Origin of the sequence: Haloterrigena turkmenica DSM 5511, assembly GCF_000025325.1 — an archaeon.
GTDB lineage: Archaea > Halobacteriota > Halobacteria > Halobacteriales > Natrialbaceae > Haloterrigena > Haloterrigena turkmenica.
Map to the genome: position 1 here is coordinate 2346893 of NC_013743.1, position 18254 is coordinate 2365146.

14 protein-coding genes and 1 tRNA gene are annotated in these 18254 nt (G+C 64.9%); 6 read left to right on the plus strand and 9 right to left on the minus strand.

Going from position 1 to position 18254, the window contains the following annotated elements; all coding sequences use genetic code 11:
• Window positions 1-253 precede the first annotated feature (253 nt).
• Window positions 254-1498, plus strand: coding sequence for a hypothetical protein (locus tag HTUR_RS11250; RefSeq protein ID WP_012943443.1), 1245 nt, complete (start codon window positions 254-256; stop codon window positions 1496-1498).
• A 543-nt stretch (window positions 1499-2041) separates the two neighbouring features.
• On the opposite strand, the gene HTUR_RS11255 is transcribed toward HTUR_RS11250, so the two are convergent.
• Complete coding sequence (locus tag HTUR_RS11255) at window positions 2042-4507, minus strand: PAS domain-containing sensor histidine kinase (protein WP_012943444.1); 2466 nt, start codon at window positions 4505-4507, stop codon at window positions 2042-2044.
• Window positions 4508-4701: 194 nt separating this feature from the next.
• On the opposite strand from HTUR_RS11255, the gene HTUR_RS11260 reads away from it, so the two are divergent.
• A complete protein-coding gene (locus HTUR_RS11260; protein WP_012943445.1) occupies window positions 4702-5706 on the plus strand; it encodes a hypothetical protein in 1005 nt (334 codons plus the stop codon).
• Window positions 5707-5752: 46 nt separating this feature from the next.
• Here the strand turns inward: HTUR_RS11260 and HTUR_RS11265 are convergent, their stop codons facing one another.
• Window positions 5753-6064: a HalOD1 output domain-containing protein gene (locus HTUR_RS11265; protein ID WP_012943446.1), complete on the minus strand. Its 312-nt coding sequence runs from the start codon at window positions 6062-6064 to the stop codon at window positions 5753-5755.
• On the minus strand, window positions 6057-6539 hold the full coding sequence (locus HTUR_RS11270) for an Lrp/AsnC family transcriptional regulator (protein ID WP_012943447.1): 483 nt from the start codon (window positions 6537-6539) through the stop codon (window positions 6057-6059). Before HTUR_RS11270 ends, HTUR_RS11265 begins: the two co-directional genes overlap by 8 nt.
• Window positions 6540-6785: 246 nt before the next feature.
• Between HTUR_RS11270 and HTUR_RS11275 the strand changes: the two genes are divergently transcribed.
• From HTUR_RS11275 to HTUR_RS11285, 3 genes are all read left to right on the plus strand, one after another.
• Window positions 6786-9263 carry a DNA topoisomerase VI subunit B gene (locus HTUR_RS11275; RefSeq protein WP_012943448.1) on the plus strand — a complete coding sequence of 826 codons (2478 nt, stop codon included), beginning with the start codon at window positions 6786-6788 and terminating at the stop codon, window positions 9261-9263.
• Window positions 9260-10354, plus strand: coding sequence for a DNA topoisomerase IV subunit A (locus HTUR_RS11280; RefSeq protein WP_012943449.1), 1095 nt, complete (start codon window positions 9260-9262; stop codon window positions 10352-10354). The genes HTUR_RS11275 and HTUR_RS11280 overlap by 4 nt, the downstream gene beginning before the upstream one ends.
• Window positions 10355-10515: 161 nt before the next feature.
• The gene (locus tag HTUR_RS11285) at window positions 10516-11142 is read left to right on the plus strand and encodes a DedA family protein (RefSeq protein WP_012943450.1); all 627 of its coding nucleotides are present in this window, start codon (window positions 10516-10518) and stop codon (window positions 11140-11142) included.
• Window positions 11143-11260: 118 nt separating this feature from the next.
• On the opposite strand, the gene HTUR_RS27970 is transcribed toward HTUR_RS11285, so the two are convergent.
• The 3 genes from HTUR_RS27970 to HTUR_RS11300 form a co-directional block, all read right to left on the minus strand.
• On the minus strand, window positions 11261-11608 hold the full coding sequence (locus HTUR_RS27970; RefSeq protein WP_012943451.1) for a hypothetical protein: 348 nt from the start codon (window positions 11606-11608) through the stop codon (window positions 11261-11263).
• Between the two features lie 577 nt (window positions 11609-12185).
• Complete coding sequence (locus HTUR_RS11295) at window positions 12186-12899, minus strand: MBL fold metallo-hydrolase (RefSeq protein WP_012943452.1); 714 nt, start codon at window positions 12897-12899, stop codon at window positions 12186-12188.
• A 70-nt stretch (window positions 12900-12969) separates the two neighbouring features.
• Window positions 12970-13707 (minus strand): fumarylacetoacetate hydrolase family protein, encoded by a 738-nt coding sequence (locus tag HTUR_RS11300; protein WP_012943453.1) that lies wholly within the window; start codon window positions 13705-13707, stop codon window positions 12970-12972.
• 231 nt (window positions 13708-13938) lie between these two features.
• Between HTUR_RS11300 and HTUR_RS11305 the strand changes: the two genes are divergently transcribed.
• A tRNA-Glu gene (locus tag HTUR_RS11305) sits at window positions 13939-14013 on the plus strand.
• 648 nt (window positions 14014-14661) lie between these two features.
• Here HTUR_RS11305 and HTUR_RS11310 read toward each other — a convergent pair.
• The 3 genes from HTUR_RS11310 to HTUR_RS11320 all read right to left on the minus strand — a co-directional run bounded on the left by HTUR_RS11310 (window position 14662) and on the right by HTUR_RS11320 (window position 18253).
• A complete protein-coding gene (locus HTUR_RS11310; RefSeq protein WP_012943455.1) occupies window positions 14662-14976 on the minus strand; it encodes a hypothetical protein in 315 nt (104 codons plus the stop codon).
• Between the two features lie 89 nt (window positions 14977-15065).
• Window positions 15066-17447, minus strand: coding sequence for an ATP-binding protein (locus HTUR_RS11315; protein ID WP_012943456.1), 2382 nt, complete (start codon window positions 17445-17447; stop codon window positions 15066-15068).
• Window positions 17448-17551: 104 nt separating this feature from the next.
• A complete protein-coding gene (locus tag HTUR_RS11320) occupies window positions 17552-18253 on the minus strand; it encodes a TOBE domain-containing protein (protein ID WP_012943457.1) in 702 nt (233 codons plus the stop codon).
• Between the last annotated feature and the right edge of the window lies 1 nt (window position 18254).

An 18254-nucleotide genomic window follows, 5' to 3' on the forward strand; every position in this document is an offset into this window, starting at 1 on the left:
ACGGGCCGGGCGACCGGGGTCACGGCGCGCGAATCACGACGAGCGCTCCCCGGCGGGAGTCGCCCCTCCTCGGCGTCTGGCTGTTTGCTCAGCGGCTGTTGTTTGCTCGAGCGGTCCGACTCGGTTCGTGGGGTAGTTCTCGAGGAGACCTGTTGCCACGCAGTCGAATTCGCTGCTTACTGTCACCTTCGAGCGTCGAAACAGACGGTTACTCCATAATTGACTTACTGCCGGTGCTACTAGTCCCAGTTCAATGCTTCCGCTCGTCGCGTTCGCGTTCGTACTCATCGCACTCGCGGTCGCCCTCGAGATCGTGTCGTACGCGTCGCTCAAGCGCATTCCCGCAGTGGCGACCGAGGAGTTCCCGGAGATCGACCGGGAACTGCTGGGCAAGTTCAGCAGTTTCGACCCCGAACTGGGCTGGGTGCCACAGCCCAATCAGGAGAAACAGAAGGACACCGGCGACCACCTCCCCGGCGAGGAGCTCCGGACGGTCGTCACCTACTCGACCGACGAGTACGGGAGCCGGGTCTGCTACGCGGCTGATCGGGACGAAGACGCGGACGTCACCGTCTCCACATACGGCGACTCCTACTGTTTCTGCCGGGAGGTCAACGACGACGAGACCTTCCAGCACTACATGGCCCAGGAACTGGACACGCACGTCGCCAACTACGGCGGCGGCAACTACGGGCTCGATCAGGCACTGCTGCGCATGCAGCGCCAGTATCCCGAGGAGGAGACCGACTACGTCTTCGTCGTCGTCACCGCCTCCTCGATCGCCCGCATCCTCTCCGTCTGGAAACACTACCAGGAGTTCGGCAACATCCTCGCCGTCAAACCCCGGTACGTCCTCGAGAACGGCGAGTTAGAGCGGATCGACAGCCCCGTCGACGAGAAGGAGGACCTGCTCGATCTCGAGTCCAAGGCCGACTTCCTCCGGGAGTACGACTTCCACTACGACCACTGGTTCAAACCCCACTTCGCGTCGGTGCCGTACACGAGCGACTTCCTCGACGACCCCGAGTACCTCCGGTACGCCGCGATCACGGGCTGTAAGGAACTCGAGCGCCGAGTCGGCCGCTCGATTCCGGGCGTCGACTTCGACGCCGCTCAGACCGAGTCGGTCCTCCGGATGGAACAGCCCCGCGTGCGCTACCACGAGCGGCTGTTCGAGACCCACGAGTACCTCTTCGACGCGCTGATCGAGGAGTTCGTCGACTACGCCGACGAACAGGACTTTCAGCCCGTCTTCGTGATGGTCCAACAGCTCCGGTACGCCAAGTACGAGTCCGAACACGGCCCGATCTACGGCGACCTCGTGGATCGGTTGGGCGAGAAGTACGACGCCCTCGAGACCGTCGACATGGCTCGCCATCTCGATCCTGACGACGGCGTCGAGTCGCTGTACGTCGAGCGCGGCGAAGGCGGCCACTACAGCCCCGAGACGAATCAGGAGATCGCCGAAGTGCTGACCGACATCGTCGAGGAGGACTAGGTTCGCCGGCTCTTTCTTCGTCGATCCGTTCTCAGCTCGCCACTCAGTGTATTCCGACGCTACCGACCCGTTAGTCTACGGGTGTGGTGGCGCGCGCTGTGTCGCGGTGAGTGGACTCGAACCGCGACACGAAGCCGTGCGAGGGATGAGCGAACGACCGCAGGGAGTAAGCGAATCGGTTGGGGAGGGAGTGGCGATCCCTCGCTGCCAGCATGAGCAGAACGCTCGTCTTCGTCATCAGTAGCTGTATAGAGAGTAGAGAAGCCCACTACTTGGGACCGAAACCACGCAACCGCGCTGCTATCGTGGCAACAGTGACTGCCACTCCCTCCCCAACCGATTCGCTCGTTACACTCGCTCATCCCTCGCACAGTGTCGTCGGTCGATCCTCGCTTTCGTTCACGGCTCACTCCGTTCACCGTTCACTTTCGAGGTGCTCACTCCGTTCGCACCTCGCTTTCCTCGGATCGACCAACAGCGCGCGCCACCGCATGCCGGGTGACCGAAAGTAAAAACCGAACGACAAGCGATCGAACGTGAGGATCAGGCGTCGACGGCGGGCAGCGCAAAGGAGAACGTCGTCCCCTCGCCGGGTTCGGAGTCGATCCAGATGGTCCCTTCGTGGCGCTCGATGATGCGCTGACAGAGCGCGAGCCCGATCCCGGTGCCGTCGTACTTGTCGCGGCTGTGCAGGCGCTCGAACACCTCGAAGACGCGGTCCTGATCGTCGGGATCGATGCCGATCCCGTTGTCCTCGACCGAGACGATCCACTTGGACCGCGCCCGCTCGGCCGTGATCTCCACCTGCGGCGGCTCGTCGCCGCTGTACTCGAGAGCGTTGCTCACCAAGTTTTGAAACACCTGCTGGATCTGGCTCTCGTCACCGCGAACGCGGGGCAGCGACTCGGCGGTGATCTCGGCGTCGGTCTCCTCGATTTTCATCTGCAGGTCCTCGCAGACGGCGTCGACGACGGTGTCCAGATCGACCGGCTCGAACGGCTCGCCCTGCGTGTCGACCCGGGAGTAGGCCAGCAGGCCGTCGATCATCTTGCGCATGCGCTCGGCGCCGTCGACGGCGAACTCGATGAACTCCTCGCCGTCGTCGTCGAGTTCGTCGCTGTACCGACTCTCGAGCAGTTGGAGGTAACTCGAGACCATCCGCAGGGGTTCCTGCAGGTCGTGGGAGGCGGCGTAGGCGAACTGCTCTAAGCGCTCGTTGGATTTCTCGAGTTTGCGCTGGTACTCCTTGCGCTCGGTGATGTCGTGGAAGTAGATCGACAGTCCCGACTCGGAGGGGTAGACGTTGTACTCGAGCCAGGTGTCGAGATCCTCGGCGTACACCTCGAAGTTGACGGGCTCTTGGGTCTCCATCGCCTGCTGGAACTGCTCCCGGTAGATCCCCTCCGCATCGTCGGGGAACGTCGTCCAGACCTTCCGCCCGAGGACGTCGTCCCGGGACTGCTGGAGGGTCTCGGCGGCCTGCTCGTTGAGGTGGGTAAAGCGCCACTCGTCGTCGAGCGCGTAGAACGCGTCGGAGATCCGGCCGAGGATATCGCTCAGTTCGGTCTCGAGTTCGCTCTTTCGCTGCTCGAGCTGGCGCTCGCGGCGTTTCAGCTCGGTGATGTCCTCGGCGGCCGTCACGACGCGTTCGACCCCGCCGTCGGGGCCGTGCAGCGGCGTCGCGTTCACGCGAAATTGGAGCAGCTCGTCGTCGGGGGGATCGACGACGAGTTCCTCGTTGAACACTGGGTTGCCGGTCTCTAGGACCCGCGCGGCCGGCATCTCGTTCGTCGGCAGCCGCTCGCCGTCCGAGTCGTAGATCTCCCACTCGCCGACGTCGTCGGATTCGCCGATGAACTCCTGGTCGGAGAGACCCAGCGACTCCTGTGCGCGCTGGTTCGTCAGTATCGTCTCGCCCTCGGCGTTCTGGACGGCGATCGCGATCGGCGCCGTCCGCAACAGCTTCTCGGTCTGGTTGTACTCCCGACGGAGGAGCCGTTCGCGCTCCTTCTGGTCGGTGATGTCGTCGATCGCGACGACGATCCGTCCGTCCTCGGCCTGATCGTCGTCGAGCGGTGCGGCGTTGAGCGAGAGCCAGCGGCGGCCGATTCCCGGGACTTCGACCTGCCGCTGGGCGTCGTACACCGGCTCGCCGCGCTCGCGGGCGCGGGCCCACGGCTGCTCGTCGGCCGGGATCGGCTCCCCGGCGGCGTCGTAGAGCTCCCACGACTCGAGGCTGTACGTCTCGATGGCCGAGTCCTCGATCGCGAAGTGCTCGAGCATCCGGCGGTTCGCGCGGACGAGCGCGTTGTCCTCGGTCACCACGCCGATCGTGATCGGCACGGTCTCTAAGATCCGTTCGGTGAGGTCCCGTTCCCGGCGGAGTTGCTGTTCGTACTCGCGGCGCTCGGTCATGTCGCGGGTGACTTTGGTAAAGCCCCGCAACTGACCGCCGTCGTCCCGAATGGCGGTGATGACGACGTTCGCCCAGAACCGCGTGCCGTCCGAGCGGACGCGCCAGCCTTCGTCCTCGGCTCGTCCCTCCGCCGCCGCGGTCTCGAGGTTCGTCTGGGGGACGTCGTCGGCCATGTCTTCGTCGGTGTAGAACGTCGAGAAGTGGTTGCCGACGATTGCGTCCTCCGAGTAGCCCTTGATTCGTTCGGCCCCTTCGTTCCAGCTGGCGACGGTGCCGTCGGGATCGAGCATGAAGATGGCGTAGTCTCGGACGGCGCTGACGAAGGCGGCGAACTCCTCCTGTTCGGACCGCCGGTCGGGGTCCGCGTTCGCCATCTCGTCAGGCCACCAGATCCGGGTCGAGTCGTCGATCCGCTTGACGCGGAGTTCACCCCGATCGACGAGTTCCTCGAGTCCCTGGCGCGCGGGACCCGGGGAACAGTCCAACCGATCGGCGACCTCGACGGTCGTGAGGGGAGTGGGAGACCGCTCGGAGTGCGAAAAAGCTCGCCGGACGTCCTCCCCCGACACGCCCGCCGAATCTGAAGATCCCATATATTCTACTATCGATACCGATCCATAAGACTTCGCTGTCCGGTCCGCCATACGTCGGGTCACGTGGGGTCGAAACCGACGGGAAAGTACTGGCGCCGATCGGGGAGAAACCGGCGTCGGTTGGCCGCGCCGTGAAAAAACCGCGTCAGTAACCGGGCCATCGTTGACGGGTGTCCTTCCGGTAGAGGGTGGTAATGCAACCGCTGTATCTCGTCGTCGGCATCGGCCTGTTGCTCGCCGCTTTCGTCGACATCCTCTGGACGACGCTGTGGGTCGACGGCGGCTCGGGCCCCCTCTCCGGACGCCTCACGACCGGCGTCTGGTACGGACTTCGAACCCTGACTGGAGACCGAAATAAGGCGCTCAGCCTCGCCGGCCCGCTCATCCTCACTCTGACGCTCGCGATGTGGATCGGACTCATCTGGGTCGGCTGGACGTTCGTCTTCGCCAGCTACCCCCTCGCACTGGTCAACACCCGCACCGGCGGCACCGCCGACTGGGCGGGCCGGTTCTACTACGTCGCGTACACGATGTTCACCGACGGCAACGGCGATTACTCCCCCACCTACGGCGGCGACGTCTGGGAGATCGCCAGCGCGTTCACGACGGCCACCGGCATGGCGTTCGTCACCCTCGGTGTCTCCTACGTCCTCACCGTCCTCGGGGCCGTCGCCGACAAGCGCTCCTTCGCCAGCACCGTCACGGGACTCGGCGACCGGAGCGAGGCGTTCGTCCGCGCCGGCTGGAACGGCGAGAACTTCGACGGCCTCGAGTTGACCCTCGAGTCGCTCAGTTCCGATCTGAGCAAACTCGCCGAGCAACACAAGTCCTACCCGATTCTGCACTACTACCACAGCGAACAGAGCGAACAGGCATCGGCCGTGGCCGTTGCCATCCTCGACGAGTCGCTCACCCTCTTTCGGTACGCCGTCGACGACGAGCACGGCCCCGACCCCGCCATCGTCGAGAGCGCGCGCTCGAGCGCCCGGAGCTACATCGACGCGCTCGACGAGTCGTTCATCGAAGCCCAACCGGCGGTCCCGCGCTCGCCGGATCTCGATCGCCTCCGCGAGGACGACATCCCGACCGGCTCGGACCAGGAGTTCGCCGAGGCCCTCGCGGAGTTGACCGACCGGCGGCGGCACCTGCTCGGCGTGGTCGAAGCCGACGCGTGGGAGTGGCCGCCCGTCGAGGAGTAGCGGCCACACGTCGAGGAAGGGCGACCGCCATCCCGCTCGAGGCCGCTCACCGATCGATCTCGTCGTCCAGCCCGATCACGACCGAACCGTCGCTGACGACGGTCACCAGTGCGCCGCGGTACTCGAACGAGGCCGATCGCAAGCCGTGTCGGTCGCGTCCGGAATCAGCCTCGAGGAGGCGGTCGAGGGCCTCCGGATCGACGACGTCGTAGAGCGGGCCGCGATCGCGTTCGTCGTCGAAGACGGTCTCGATGACGTCGACGACGGCGACGCTCGGCGCCGTCGTCTCGAAGTCGTACTGCGCTCGGTACCGCCGGGACTCCACGTCGAACTCGACCGGACCGCTCGCATTACTCATCGGTCTCGTTCTCGTCGACTAACTGCTGGCCGAAGTGGTCGAACGGCTGTTTGTGGAAGCTCTTCAGGATTTTCGAGTTGACGACGTCGAACCCGAGCTCGCTGAGTTCGTCGCTCACGCGGGCGATGTCGTCGGTGTCGGTCCCGACGGCTTCGATCTGGACGTTATCCTTTCCGTTGAGCACCTCCTGTATCGTGACGACGCCGCTGACCTCGCGGGCCTCGCGGGCGAGTCGCTCGCGCTCCGGGTTCGGGGCCGAGCAGATGAAGAGAACGTGCAACTGGAGTCCCGCTTTGTCGTAGTCGACGTCGGGATGGTAGCCCCGGATGATTCCCTCCGATTCCAGTTGCTCGATACGGTTCCGAACGGTGCTGGCCGAGACGCCGATCTGCTCGGCCATCTCCTGGGTCGTGATCCGGCGTGCATCCTGTTGGAGAAGATACAGTACGGCCTTGTTCGTCGCGTCGAGATCCATCTCTCAGTTCCGCAGATGTGTCCCACTACTTTGTTCTTTTTGCAACGCATTCCGATTGATACTGCTTATTTAGCAATAGCTCAGATAAAACACAATCTCTTCCGCCCTCTCAGCTGTGGAAATAGCAACCCGTCTTCGACGCTATCAGAGCTCGAGGACGGTGGCTCGGCGAGACAATCGTTGACCACGTTCACTTCCGCTCCGGTAGCGCACACCTTTTAGCCCCGCCGTTAGTATGGAGGGACAATGACGTCGTTTCAGTCGACACTCGGTGACGAGGCGGGGATCGCCGAGGAGCTGGCCGAGAACCAGCAAGCGATCTCCATCGCCGAGTTCTTCGAGAAGAACAAGCACATGCTCGGCTTCGACAGCGGTGCTCGAGGCCTCGTCACGGCCGTCAAGGAGGCCGTCGACAACGCCTTAGACGCCGCCGAGGAGTCGGGTATTCTCCCGGATATCTACGTCGAGATCGAGGAGGCCGGCGACTATTACCGGCTGATCGTCGAAGACAACGGGCCGGGTATCACGAAGGAGTCGCTCCCGAAGGTCTTCGGGAAACTGCTCTACGGCTCCCGGTTCCACGCCCGCGAACAGTCCCGTGGCCAGCAAGGGATCGGGATCTCCGCCGCCGTCCTCTACTCGCAACTGACGAGCGGGAAACCCGCCAAGATCACCAGCCGCACCCAGGGCTCGAGCGAGGCCGAGTACTTCGAGCTCATCGTCGACACCGACAGCAACGAGCCCGAGATCAGCGTCGAGGAGACCACCTCCTGGGACCGCCCCCACGGGACCCGCATCGAACTCGAGATGGAGGCGAACATGCGCGCCCGCCAGCAACTGCACGACTACATCAAGCACACGGCGGTCGTCAACCCCCACGCGCGCCTCGAGCTCCGCGAACCGCAGGAACACTTCAAGTTCGAGCGCGCGACCGACCAGCTCCCCGAGGAGACCGAGGAGATCCGACCGCATCCCCACGGGGTCGAACTCGGGACCGTCATGAAGATGCTGACGTCGACGGACTCCCAGACCGTCTCCGGGTTCCTCCAGGAGGAGTTCACCCGCGTCGGAAAGAAGACGGCCGACTCAATCATCGACGAGTTCCGCGACCGCCACTACGGCCGCGAGATGCGCTGGCGGCCCCCAACGGCGCACGAGGACGTCGATCTCGAGGCCGCGGTTTCGGACGCCACGTCGAACAAGGGCGCCGACGCCACGGCCGCCTTCGCCGCCGCCATCGCCGCGGGCGTCGACGAGACGGACCGGATCGCCCACCACGAACTCCTCGAGGTCGTCGATTCGGCCGCCGACGAGGTCGAAGCCGAGCACGGCACGACGTTCGGCGACACCGTTCAGGAGAACGCCGTCGACGTCGTCTGGCGCGCCCTGATCGACGCTCGAGAAGACGGGGCCGACGACGCGGAGCGCGGAGACGACGACGCGCCCGCGGAATCCCGACTCGTCGCCGACTGCTACGACCTCGCCGACGAGGCGACGAGCACCCGTAAGGACGACGAGGTGATCCACGCCTTCGCCGACCGGCTCGCGGCGAAGTTCGACGACGAACTCGAGGGAGAAGAGGAGAACCACCGCCACCGGCTCACCCGCAAGCGACTCCGCGCACACGTCGACCGCGCTGCGGATCTCACTGAGGAGTACGACGACGTCTCCTTCGGCGATACCGCTCGTGAGAACATCACCGAGGCCATCTGGGACGTGATGGCGACCGTCCCCGACGATCCGCCGCTGGTCCGCGAACTCGCCGGCGACCGGGACGCCGCCAGCGACCTCGTCGACGGGATGCGCGCGACCGACATCATGGCGCCGCCGACGCGGTGTCTCTCGCCGATCTCCGAGGAACTGATCAGCGCCGGCCTCGAGAAGGAGTTCGACGCCGACTTCTACGCTTCTGCGACCCGCGACGCCGAGGTCCACGGCGGCGATCCGTTCATCGTCGAGGCCGGCATCGCCTACGGCGGCGACTTAGAGAGCGAAGGAAGTGTCAACGTCATGCGCTTTGCCAACCGCGTCCCGCTGGTCTACCAGCGCGGCGCGTGTGCGACGACCGACGTCGTCAAGTCGATCGGCTGGCGCAACTACGGACTCGACCAGCCCGGCGGCTCCGGTCTGCCGAAGGGACCGGCCGTGATCATGGTCCACGTCGCGTCGACGAACGTTCCCTTCACCAGCGAGTCGAAGGACGCCGTCGCGAACGTCCCTGAGATCGAAGACGAGATCGAACTCGCGATCCGCGAGGCCGCGCGCGAACTGAAGAGCTACCTCAACAAGCGCCGCTCGATGCAACAGCGCCGGAAGAAACAGAACGTCCTCGGGACGATCCTCCCCGAGATGGCCTCGAAAGTCGCCGAGGTCACCGGCCGCGACGAACCCGACATCGACGACGCCATCGCCCGAATCATGAACAACGTGCTCGTCGAGCGCAGCGTCAAGGAAAACGGCGACGGCCAGGCCGTTTCGGTCACCGTCGAGAACAACTCCGGGACGAACGAGTCCCTGGAGATCACCGACATCGTCTCCGCCGAGCCGACAAGCCTTCCCGACGACGCGACCGTCGTCGAGATGGACGGCGAGTGGTTCGTCAAGTGGGAACCCGAGGTCTCGAGCGACGACGAGGCCACCCTCGAGTACGAGGTGGCCGACGGCGCGGAGTACGATCTGGACGTAAAGGGCGTCGAAACTGAGAAACTCACGGTGAAACAATGAGCGCAGACAACGACAACGAGCAGGCCCGAAAGCAGTTGATCGATCTCGCCGCGCAGTTCTACGATCAGTTCGAACTGGGCGAGATCCCCCACATGTCCGTGCCGACGCGGACGAAGAACAACATCGAGTATGACGAGGACGAGGAGGTCTGGGTCTACGGCGACCGCGAGTCCACGCGATCGGCGAACTCGGTTCGGGGCGCCCGGAAGCTCCTCAAGGCCGTCTACACGATCGAGTTCCTCGCCGACCAACTGGAGGAGGACCGCTCGTCGACCCTGCGTGAACTCTACTACCTCTCCGAGAGCTGGGACAACGACGAGGCCCAGTTCAACGATCAGGACGAGTCTAACAGCATGGTCGAGGACTTAGAGATCGTCTCGGGGGTCACCCGCGAGGACTTCCACATGCGACCCGAGGAGTCGGGCGCGACGATCATGGGCCCGCTGCATCTGCGAGAGCAGACCCGGCGGGGCGAACGCGAGATCCACTGCCAGGAGGACGTCGGCGAGGGCGGCTACCAGATCCCGAACAATCCCGACACGATCGACTTCCTGGACTGCGACGCCGACTTCATTCTCGCCGTCGAGACCGGTGGGATGCGCGACCGCCTCGTCGAGAACGGCTTCGACGAGGAGTACAACGCCCTGATCGTTCACCTGAAGGGGCAGCCCGCACGCGCGACCCGACGGATCACCAAGCGCCTCCACGACGAACTCGACCTGCCGGTGACGGTGTTCACTGACGGCGACCCGTGGTCGTACCGCATCTACGGCTCCGTCGCCTACGGCTCGATCAAGTCGGCCCACCTCTCGGAGTACCTCGCGACGCCCGAAGCCAAATTCATCGGCATCCAGCCCGCCGACATCGTCGAGTACGAACTGCCGACCGACCCGCTCTCGGATTCGGACATCAACGCCTTAGAGAGCGAGCTCGAGGACCCGCGGTTCCAGACCGACTACTGGGAGGAACAGATCGAGCTCCAGCTCGACATCGAGAAGAAGTCCGAACAGCAGTCGCTGGCGTCCCACGGGCTCGACTTCGTGACGGATACGTATCTGCCCGAGCGGCTCGACGATATGGGCGTCCTCTAGACGCCCGTCGAACCGCCGTTCAGCGGAATCCGCTACCAGTAGTTGGAGAGACGATTTCTTTGCTGAGAGTGGCTGCGGAACTCGAGTTCAGTAAAATCGAATCGTCGACACTCCTTCCTGCTCGTCAAAGAGGTATTACGATGTCGCCACTTACGCCACCCATGGTAGACGTAACGGAGGTGACGCTCCGGTTCGTGCAATTATACGGCCCGCTCGCACTGTGCCTGTTTACCTTCCTCGAGGCGTCGATGCTGTTTCCGTTTCTCCCGAGCGAAGCCGTGGTTCCGGCGGCAGCTGCACTGCTCATCAGCGATCCCGTCTCGTTTTTCGTGTTCGTGCTCGCGGCCGGCGTCGGCGGGACGGTCGGAGCGTTCGTTCCGTTCTACGTGTTTCGCGGCTCTCGAGTCCGTGAGAGTGACTGGATCCGGGATCGAATCGCCGTTTCAGACGAGCGCATTGCCCGAGGACAGGCATGGTTCCGGCGATGGGGACAGTCGTCGGTCCTTTGGGGACGGTTCTTCCCCGTGTTACGCTCTGTAATCTCTATTCCGGCTGGGTTCGCCGACATGACGCCCGTAAGATTCGGCGTCTACACGGTAATCGGAACGATCGGATTCTACGCTGCCGCCGGAGGTGTCGTCTACTACGGACGACAACGTTCGCTCTTCGAAGCAGCGTTCACCGCCGCCACCGCCAGCCCGATCCTCACCGTCGGAGGGATACTCGCACTCCTCGGAATCGGACTGCTCGTTAAGAGCCGATTCCGACGTTCGGCACTCTCGGAGTGAACGCACTATATCGGTCGATTTGCAGACGCAGTTACCGAATCGGCCGACATCACTCCAGTTCTGATTTCGGACAAAATAACTCGCGCCCCGATCCGCTACGAATCGCCTCGAGGCGAGATCAGTCGGATTCGCTGCGCTCCAGCACGGTCGACTCGGTCGCGGTCCGCTCGCCGGGTTCGGGCGTCTCGGCGTTCGCACATGCCCGGCAGTAGTAGTTGCGCCCCTCGGAGATCGTCAGCGGGACACCGAGGGCGCAGAACTCGTCCCGATAGATCCGCTCGAGACCGCGTCCGACGGGGTCCGCGCAGGCGGCACACGGCCGGTCGGGAGCGACGACCGTCCGCTCGTCGACCGAACGGACCCGGCCGTTTGACCCAATCGAGTGTCGGCCCTCGAGGCGGCGTCGAACCGACGGCAGAGCGCTCGCACCCAGCATCGCGAAGAGGGCGGCGAGCACGACCAACACGACGGTCGCCGCGGGTCCGCTCGGCCTCGCCGCCCTCGACGCGGTCGGCTCGCAGAATCAGCCGCTCGGCGTCGCCGAAGTACCGGTAGGCGCCCCAGAGGACGTTGCCGATCCCCATCGTAAACCAGACAGTGACCAGCGCGACCGCGAGGTGCTCCGTCGCGTTCCCGAACGTCCGGCGCACCATGACGGCGCGGTCGCCGAAGTCGTGCTCGAGTTCCCAGCCCGCTCGCGAGGCCCGCTCGATCCGGTATTCGAGGAGGTCGCGATCGGTCGTCTCCGTCGTCGATCCCGTTCGCCGCTCGACTCGGTCGCCGCGGGTCGTGACGGCGGTCCGCCTCCGTGATTCGGCGGCCGACCGATCGTTCGAGGCGCCACAGTTCGGACAGTAGTTCATCGTCCCCTCGAGACCGGTGCCACACTGCGAGCAGTACCGGGACGCGGCCCCGTCCCGACCTGACCGACGATGGCCTCCCATACGATGGTGGTCGGTGGCGGCGGCACTAACGCTTTGGAGCGGTCAATGCGGCAGTATGTCACGATAGCCGACCGATAGCCGTCGGCGATCCGACAGCGATCAGCGCGGTTTCGATTCGTCGAGGACGACCGGGACGCCGCGGTTCGCGACGTCGACCACGAACGCGTCCGCGTCGGTCTCGATCGCCTCGAACGTATCGTAGTGGACCGGGAGGACGAGATCCGGCTCGAGTCGCGCGGCGAGGTCGGCGGCTTCCCGGCGGTCCATCGTGAACGTGCCGCCGATCGGCGGGAAAAAGAGGTCGACGGCCAACTCCTCGTGGACGGGGAGCGCGTCGGTGTCGCCGGGCCAGAACGCGGTGACGCCGTCGACCGTGACGCCGAAGCCACAGCCCTCGCCCTCGGGATGGTAGGGTTCGCCGTTTTCGTCGACGTGCGGTCCCGCGGGATCGTTGTAGGCGTGCGTCGTGAACAGATCCAGCGGCCCGAGGACGAACGATTCGTCGGCGCGGACCCGTTCGACATCGTAGGGCAGGTCCTCGGGTCCCTCGTCGACCCGATCGATCTCCGCGGCGTCGATCGACTCGTGGACGAGGACCACGGCGTCCTCCCTGGCCACCCGTCGGACCGAGTCCGGATCGTAGTGATGGTCGTGGGAGACCAGTATCAGATCGCCGTCTCGCGGCTCGCCCTCGAGCGCGTCGTACCCCTCCGGGCCCGGATCGACGTAGACGACGGCGCCGGTCCGGCCCTCGAGGCGGATCGTCGCGAGGCCGAGCCAGTCGACGGTCACCGCACCGAATCGAACGGTCATGGCCGCCGCTACGCGCGAGCGACTCGAAAAAGGTTCGGCTGTGGTCGGTCGGCTCGAGGCGTCGGCGCGCTCAGGGCCGCCGGATGCTGTGCTCGAGCGTCCCGACGCCTTCGACCTCGATCTCGACCTCGTCGCCGTCCTCGAGGGGGCCGACGCCCTCGGGGGTCCCGGTCGCGATCACGTCGCCGGGCTCTAAGGTCATGTAGGTCGTGATCTCGGCGATCAGCTCCGGAATGGGGAAGATGAGCTGCTCGCGGGAGCCGTCCTGTCTGAGGTCGCCGTTGACCCGGGACTGGACGGTCGCGTCCTCGGGCACCTCGTCGGGCGTCGCCAGCACCGGCCCCATCGGCGCGGCGCCGTCGAAGGCCTTCCCGCGGATCCAGTTTTGTTCCTCGTTCTGATCGTCGCGGTTCGAGACGTCGTCGATGCAGGTGTAGCCCTCGACGACGTCCATTGCGTCCGAGACGGGGACGTGGCGACACTGCTCGCCGATGACGACGCCGAGTTCGGCCTCGTAGTCGATGCGCTCCTTGCCGGCAGGCGCGGTGACGGTGTCACCGTGGGCGGCGACGGCGTTCGGCCCCTTCAGGAAGAGCAGCGGTCGGTCGGGCAGGTCCGACCCCATCTCGTCGGCGTGGTCCGCGTAGTTGCGCCCGATGCAGACGATCTTCGACGGCTCGCAGGGCGGCAGCACGTCGATCGCGTCGTCCTCGAGGGCGTAGCTTTCGTTTCCGAAGTGAACGAAGCCGTCTTCGTACTCGCCGCGTCGAACAGCGCCGGCCGGATCGCGAAATCGAACGTATTTCATGTGCGAGTCGTTGTGTTGCGGGGTCAAAAGGATTGAGAAGTCGGCGTCGTTCGCGGATCGACGAGAAAACCGGCATTTGAAGGGATGAAGGGATACTATTCGGCGTTCATCGGCTCAGAAATAAGGGCGAGAACATGACAATGGTCCGACCGAGTGAGGGCGTGCCATTACGGCCGCGGAACGGAACGTTTTTTACTAGGCCTCGGCAACGACCTATTGCGTTCGACGCACGCTCCGTTGGTGTAGTCCGGCCAATCATTTCGGCCTTTCGAGCCGATGACCTGGGTTCAAATCCCAGACGGAGCATTTTGCTGCAAACAATACGTGAGTAGCAAAAGCAACTCTGGATTTGAAGTAGAGAAACGCGAGTGTAGCGAGCGTTTCGCGTGGTTCAAATCCCAGACGGAGCCTCCGTCTGAAACGGCTGGTTACTAACGAATTCGTGGAACGGGCTCCGTATGCGGGCAACGAATGCGAGGGCGGTCGCCACAACGTATTTATCGACGGTGGCGTATCCCCGCTATCGTGTCCATCAGCCGGGGGACCGTCGATACACGGTTGATAACGGTCGCGCACGACGGAGCGCACTCCGGATTACCGAACTCGAGGCCGGGAACTATCGGCTCGTTTGCGACCGCCGGTATCGATAGCTGGCGTTTCAGCGGTGGGATCGACCGGTCGCAGTATTATCTCGCCGCGAAAACCGTACGCCCTATTTTAGGACTCGCTACGCGAACCTGAGGCGTACGATGAGGGACGAACTCGAGGAGGCGACCCAAGACGAGGTCGAGGAGGCGATCGAGCGGACTGAAGCGGACGACGACGACGAAGACGACCTCGTGGTCGGTTCGTAGTCGGTCCGAGGGAGGGCCGCAACTGGCGTCGCGGCTGACGGCGACGGATCTCTCTTCACGGATCGCCGATAGCGGAGCACAAACCGCGGGCGGAAGCGTCTCACTCGAGTTTTCGCAGACAACCGTGACAGAACGAACCGACCGAATCGATTTCCGTTGCACACGTCGGACAGCGATCAGTGCGACTCGTCGGCTGTGAGTTGGCCGACGGCGAAATGAGGCTCTTTTGTGGGTCCGTGTACGCGTCGACGACGTCGTTCCACGTGACCGCCGGATCGGGGTCGCCCACGTGAGCGCTCGTCCGAGTCACGAACGAACTCCGTTGCATGCGACCTAACCCGTACCAGAATCCGAGAAAGACCAGCGACGGCAGGAAGCAGAGCGAGAGGACTGCCCCGACGAGGAGGATGGTCATACGGGCCGTTTCGGCCCATCCGCTATCAGTACGGTCGTGAAGTTGTTCGCGAGTAAAATACCCCACTGCGCGGCCGCTCCCGGCTCCCGTCACTCGGCCGCGGGCAGCGTAAACGTGAACGTCGTCCCCTCGCCGGGTTCGGAGTCGATTCGGATCTCGCCGCCGTGGCGCTCGACGATTCGCTGACACAGCGCCAGCCCGATGCCCGTCCCCTCGTACTCGTCCTGGCCGTGCAGTCGGTCGAAGACGGTGAACACGCGCTCCTGATCCTCGGGAGCGATACCGATTCCCGCGTCGCTGACCGCGATCTCCCACTGCTCGCCCTGCCGTTGCGCATCGACGGAGACTCGAGGCGGGTCGTCATCGTGGTACGTGAGCGCGTTATCCAGCAGGTTCTGGAACACCTGTCGCAACTGGCTGGCGTCGCCCTCGACGGTGGGGAGGGCGCTGAGTTCGAGCGCTGCGTCGGTCTCGTCGATCTGAAACTGCAGATCGTCGATCACGTCGTCGATGACGCCCTCGAGATCGACCGGTTCGAGCGGATCGCCGCGCGTTTCGACGCGGGAGTACGCGAGGAGGCCGTCGATCATCTCGCTCATCCGTTCGGCGCCGTCGACGGCGTAGTCGAGGAATTCCTGTCCGTCCCCGTCGATCGCGTCGCCGTACCGGTTCTCGAGCAGTCGGAGGTAACTCGTGACCATCCGCAGGGGTTCCTGCAGGTCGTGACTGGCCGCGTACGCGAACTGCTCCAGGCGTTCGTTCGATTCCTCGAGTTTGCGCTGGAACTCCCGGCGTTCCGTGATGTCTGTCAGCGTCACGACCGCGCGGGTCACCTCGCCGGACTCGTCCGTGACGGGCATGCCGTGTTGCATGATGACTCGCCGATCGCCATCGAACGCGTTGATCTCGTAGATGTTGGGCTCCGTCACCGCCTCTCCGTCCAGCACTCGGACCATCGTCCACTCATCGAGATCGACCGGCTCCCCAGAGTCCGCCCAGACCGCGTCGAACTTCGCGTACTCGTCGACGGACGCCGCGTCGAAGACGTCGCCGCCCCAGATCTCCCGCGCGGTGTCGTTTGCCGTGCGCAGCGTGCCGTCGGCGTCCGCGACGACGGCGCCGACGGGCAGGACCTGAAACAGCGTCTCGAGTTGCTTTCGTTGCTTCTCGGCCTCGAGTTCGGCCTGCTTTCGGTCAGTGATGTCCGTCAGCGCCCCGGGGAACGTCTTCGGGTTGCCGTCGTCGTCGGCCTCGACGGTCCCGCGGGCGACCACCCATCGGACCTCGCCGTCGGCGTTTCGGACGCGGTACTCCTCCTCGTACTCGGCGCAGTTCTCGACGGCCGCTTCGATCCGCCGTTCGACGCGGTCGCGGTCGTCCTCGTGAACCGACGACAGCAGCGACTCGAGGGGGACGCCGTCTCGCGCCGCTTCCGGATCGATGCCGAACGTGCGGGCGAAGGAGGGGCCGGCGACGAACTCGTCTTCGGGGATGTGCCACTCCCACGTTCCGACCGCACCGGCGTCGGTCGCGGCCTCGAGTTGGGCTTTCGCGTCCTCGAGGTATCGTTCTCGCTCCTTGCGTTCGGTGACGTCGCGGTCGGAGACGATGATCGACACGACGTCGCCGTCGTCGTCCGTGACGGGTCTGAAGACGCCGTTAATCGTGTATCGCTCGCCGCTCGGTCGGGTGAGATCCGTCTCGAACTCAACGTACTCGCCCTCTGCCGCCCGGTTCGTCCACTCTTCGACGTCCGCTCGGGCGTCGTCCCCCCGTCCCCACCACGGCGTCTCCCAGAACGGCTCTCCGGTGACGTCTGCGAGGTCGGCGTCGATGTACTCCATGGCCGTCCCGTTGATGTCGAGGACCGTGCCGTCCGGATCGAGCAGCCCGACGAGGATGTTCGGGTCCTCGAAGATCGCTTCGAACCGTCGTTCCGTCCGCGCGTTCTCGACCGCGGAGGCGAGCACGGTGGCGACGCTGCGGAGAAAGGCCGCATCGCGGTCGGAAAACGCTCGCCGCTCGGTCGCGTGCGCTCGCAGGAGTCCCCACGGCCGCTCGTCCGGACCGACGCTAACGCTGAGCCCGCTCTTGACCCCCCGTTCGCGCAGTTCGTCGGAGTCGGAGAACCGGTCGTCGTCGTCGAGATCCTCGACGACGACCGGTTGCGCGGTGCGAAGCGCCGCTCCCGCGTACGAACTCGAGTGTGCCGGTATCGTCGCAGTTCCGACCAGATCGTCGGGCCAGCCGACGCCGCGTCGAAGGCGGAGTTCCTCGCCGCTCGGGAGCAACTCGAGGACGCTCGCGTACTCGGCGTCTACGGTCTCGGCGACGGCGGCGGCGGCGTCGTGCAGTAACTCGTCGAGATTGTCGGTTTCGAGGGCCTGCTGTCCGAGATCCGCGACGACCTCCTGACGGCGGATGCGGGGACCATTGTTCGATTCGCTATCCGCATTCGGGGAGGTAGTCATTCAAGCCACATATTAGCGGGTGCGGTATAAGATCTTCTTTCGAATTCCGACAGCGATACTCAAACCACGAGCGTCCGTGAGTCGGTTCGACTCCCGCCCGCGAATCAGCGATCGACTCGGATCCCTCGTGCGGCGGTCGCCTTGAACGAAGCGGCGATCTCGCGCCCGGGCACCAACTCGAGGCGCTCCGAACTGGCCTTCGTGACCAGCGCCTGGAGCGTCGGGTCCCCCTCGTCTCCCTCGAGATCGACGGTCACTCTGGTGATCGACTCGCCCGGCTCGAGGCGATCGACGGTGCCCCGAAACTGGTTGCGCAGACTGGTGCCGTCGGCCTCGGGGGCTTCGTCGGGATCGGTCAGGACGACAGCGTCCGATCGAACGGTAACCTGGACCTCGCTCGCGCCGTCGGGAACGAGCGCCAGAATCGGGCCGATCCCCGTCTCGACGGTCGCGAGCTCCCCGGTTCGGTCGCGGACGGTGCCCGCGAAGACCGATTCCGTCACTCGAGCGACGCCGTCGAGTTCGGCCTCGTGGCGGTCGAACTGCCGGCGCAACTCGCGGGCGGTCGCGGTCAGTTCGGTCCCGCCGCCGCCGCTGCCGCCGCGCCGGCGCTCGGTGATCGGACCGACGGCGTCCTCGATCTCCACGACGCGGTTCTGGAGGCGGGCGTAGGACCGGCCCAGCTCCTCGGCGGCGCGGTGCATCGATCCGTACCGGTCGATGGCGTCGAGCATCTCGATATCGCGCCGATCGATCGTGACGTCGTCGACCGCGAGTTTCGTGGTGTATTCCTTTTCGATCGTCATG

Bases quoted from the DNA above. Each gene is read 5' to 3' on its own strand.
- HTUR_RS11250 (WP_012943443.1), top strand. From the start codon at position 254: ATGCTTCCGCTCGTCGCGTTCGCGTTCGTACTCATCGCACTCGCGGTC.
- HTUR_RS11295 (WP_012943452.1), bottom strand. From the start codon at position 12,899: ATGACCGTTCGATTCGGTGCGGTGACCGTCGACTGGCTCGGCCTCGCG.
- HTUR_RS11265 (WP_012943446.1), bottom strand. From the start codon at position 6,064: ATGAGTAATGCGAGCGGTCCGGTCGAGTTCGACGTGGAGTCCCGGCGG.
- HTUR_RS11285 (WP_012943450.1), top strand. From the start codon at position 10,516: ATGGTAGACGTAACGGAGGTGACGCTCCGGTTCGTGCAATTATACGGC.
- HTUR_RS11280 (WP_012943449.1), top strand. From the start codon at position 9,260: ATGAGCGCAGACAACGACAACGAGCAGGCCCGAAAGCAGTTGATCGAT.
- HTUR_RS11310 (WP_012943455.1), bottom strand. From the start codon at position 14,976: ATGACCATCCTCCTCGTCGGGGCAGTCCTCTCGCTCTGCTTCCTGCCG.
- HTUR_RS11300 (WP_012943453.1), bottom strand. From the start codon at position 13,707: ATGAAATACGTTCGATTTCGCGATCCGGCCGGCGCTGTTCGACGCGGC.
- HTUR_RS11315 (WP_012943456.1), bottom strand. From the start codon at position 17,447: ATGACTACCTCCCCGAATGCGGATAGCGAATCGAACAATGGTCCCCGC.
- HTUR_RS11320 (WP_012943457.1), bottom strand. From the start codon at position 18,253: ATGACGATCGAAAAGGAATACACCACGAAACTCGCGGTCGACGACGTC.
- HTUR_RS11255 (WP_012943444.1), bottom strand. From the start codon at position 4,507: ATGGGATCTTCAGATTCGGCGGGCGTGTCGGGGGAGGACGTCCGGCGA.
- HTUR_RS11270 (WP_012943447.1), bottom strand. From the start codon at position 6,539: ATGGATCTCGACGCGACGAACAAGGCCGTACTGTATCTTCTCCAACAG.
- HTUR_RS11275 (WP_012943448.1), top strand. From the start codon at position 6,786: ATGACGTCGTTTCAGTCGACACTCGGTGACGAGGCGGGGATCGCCGAG.
- HTUR_RS11260 (WP_012943445.1), top strand. From the start codon at position 4,702: ATGCAACCGCTGTATCTCGTCGTCGGCATCGGCCTGTTGCTCGCCGCT.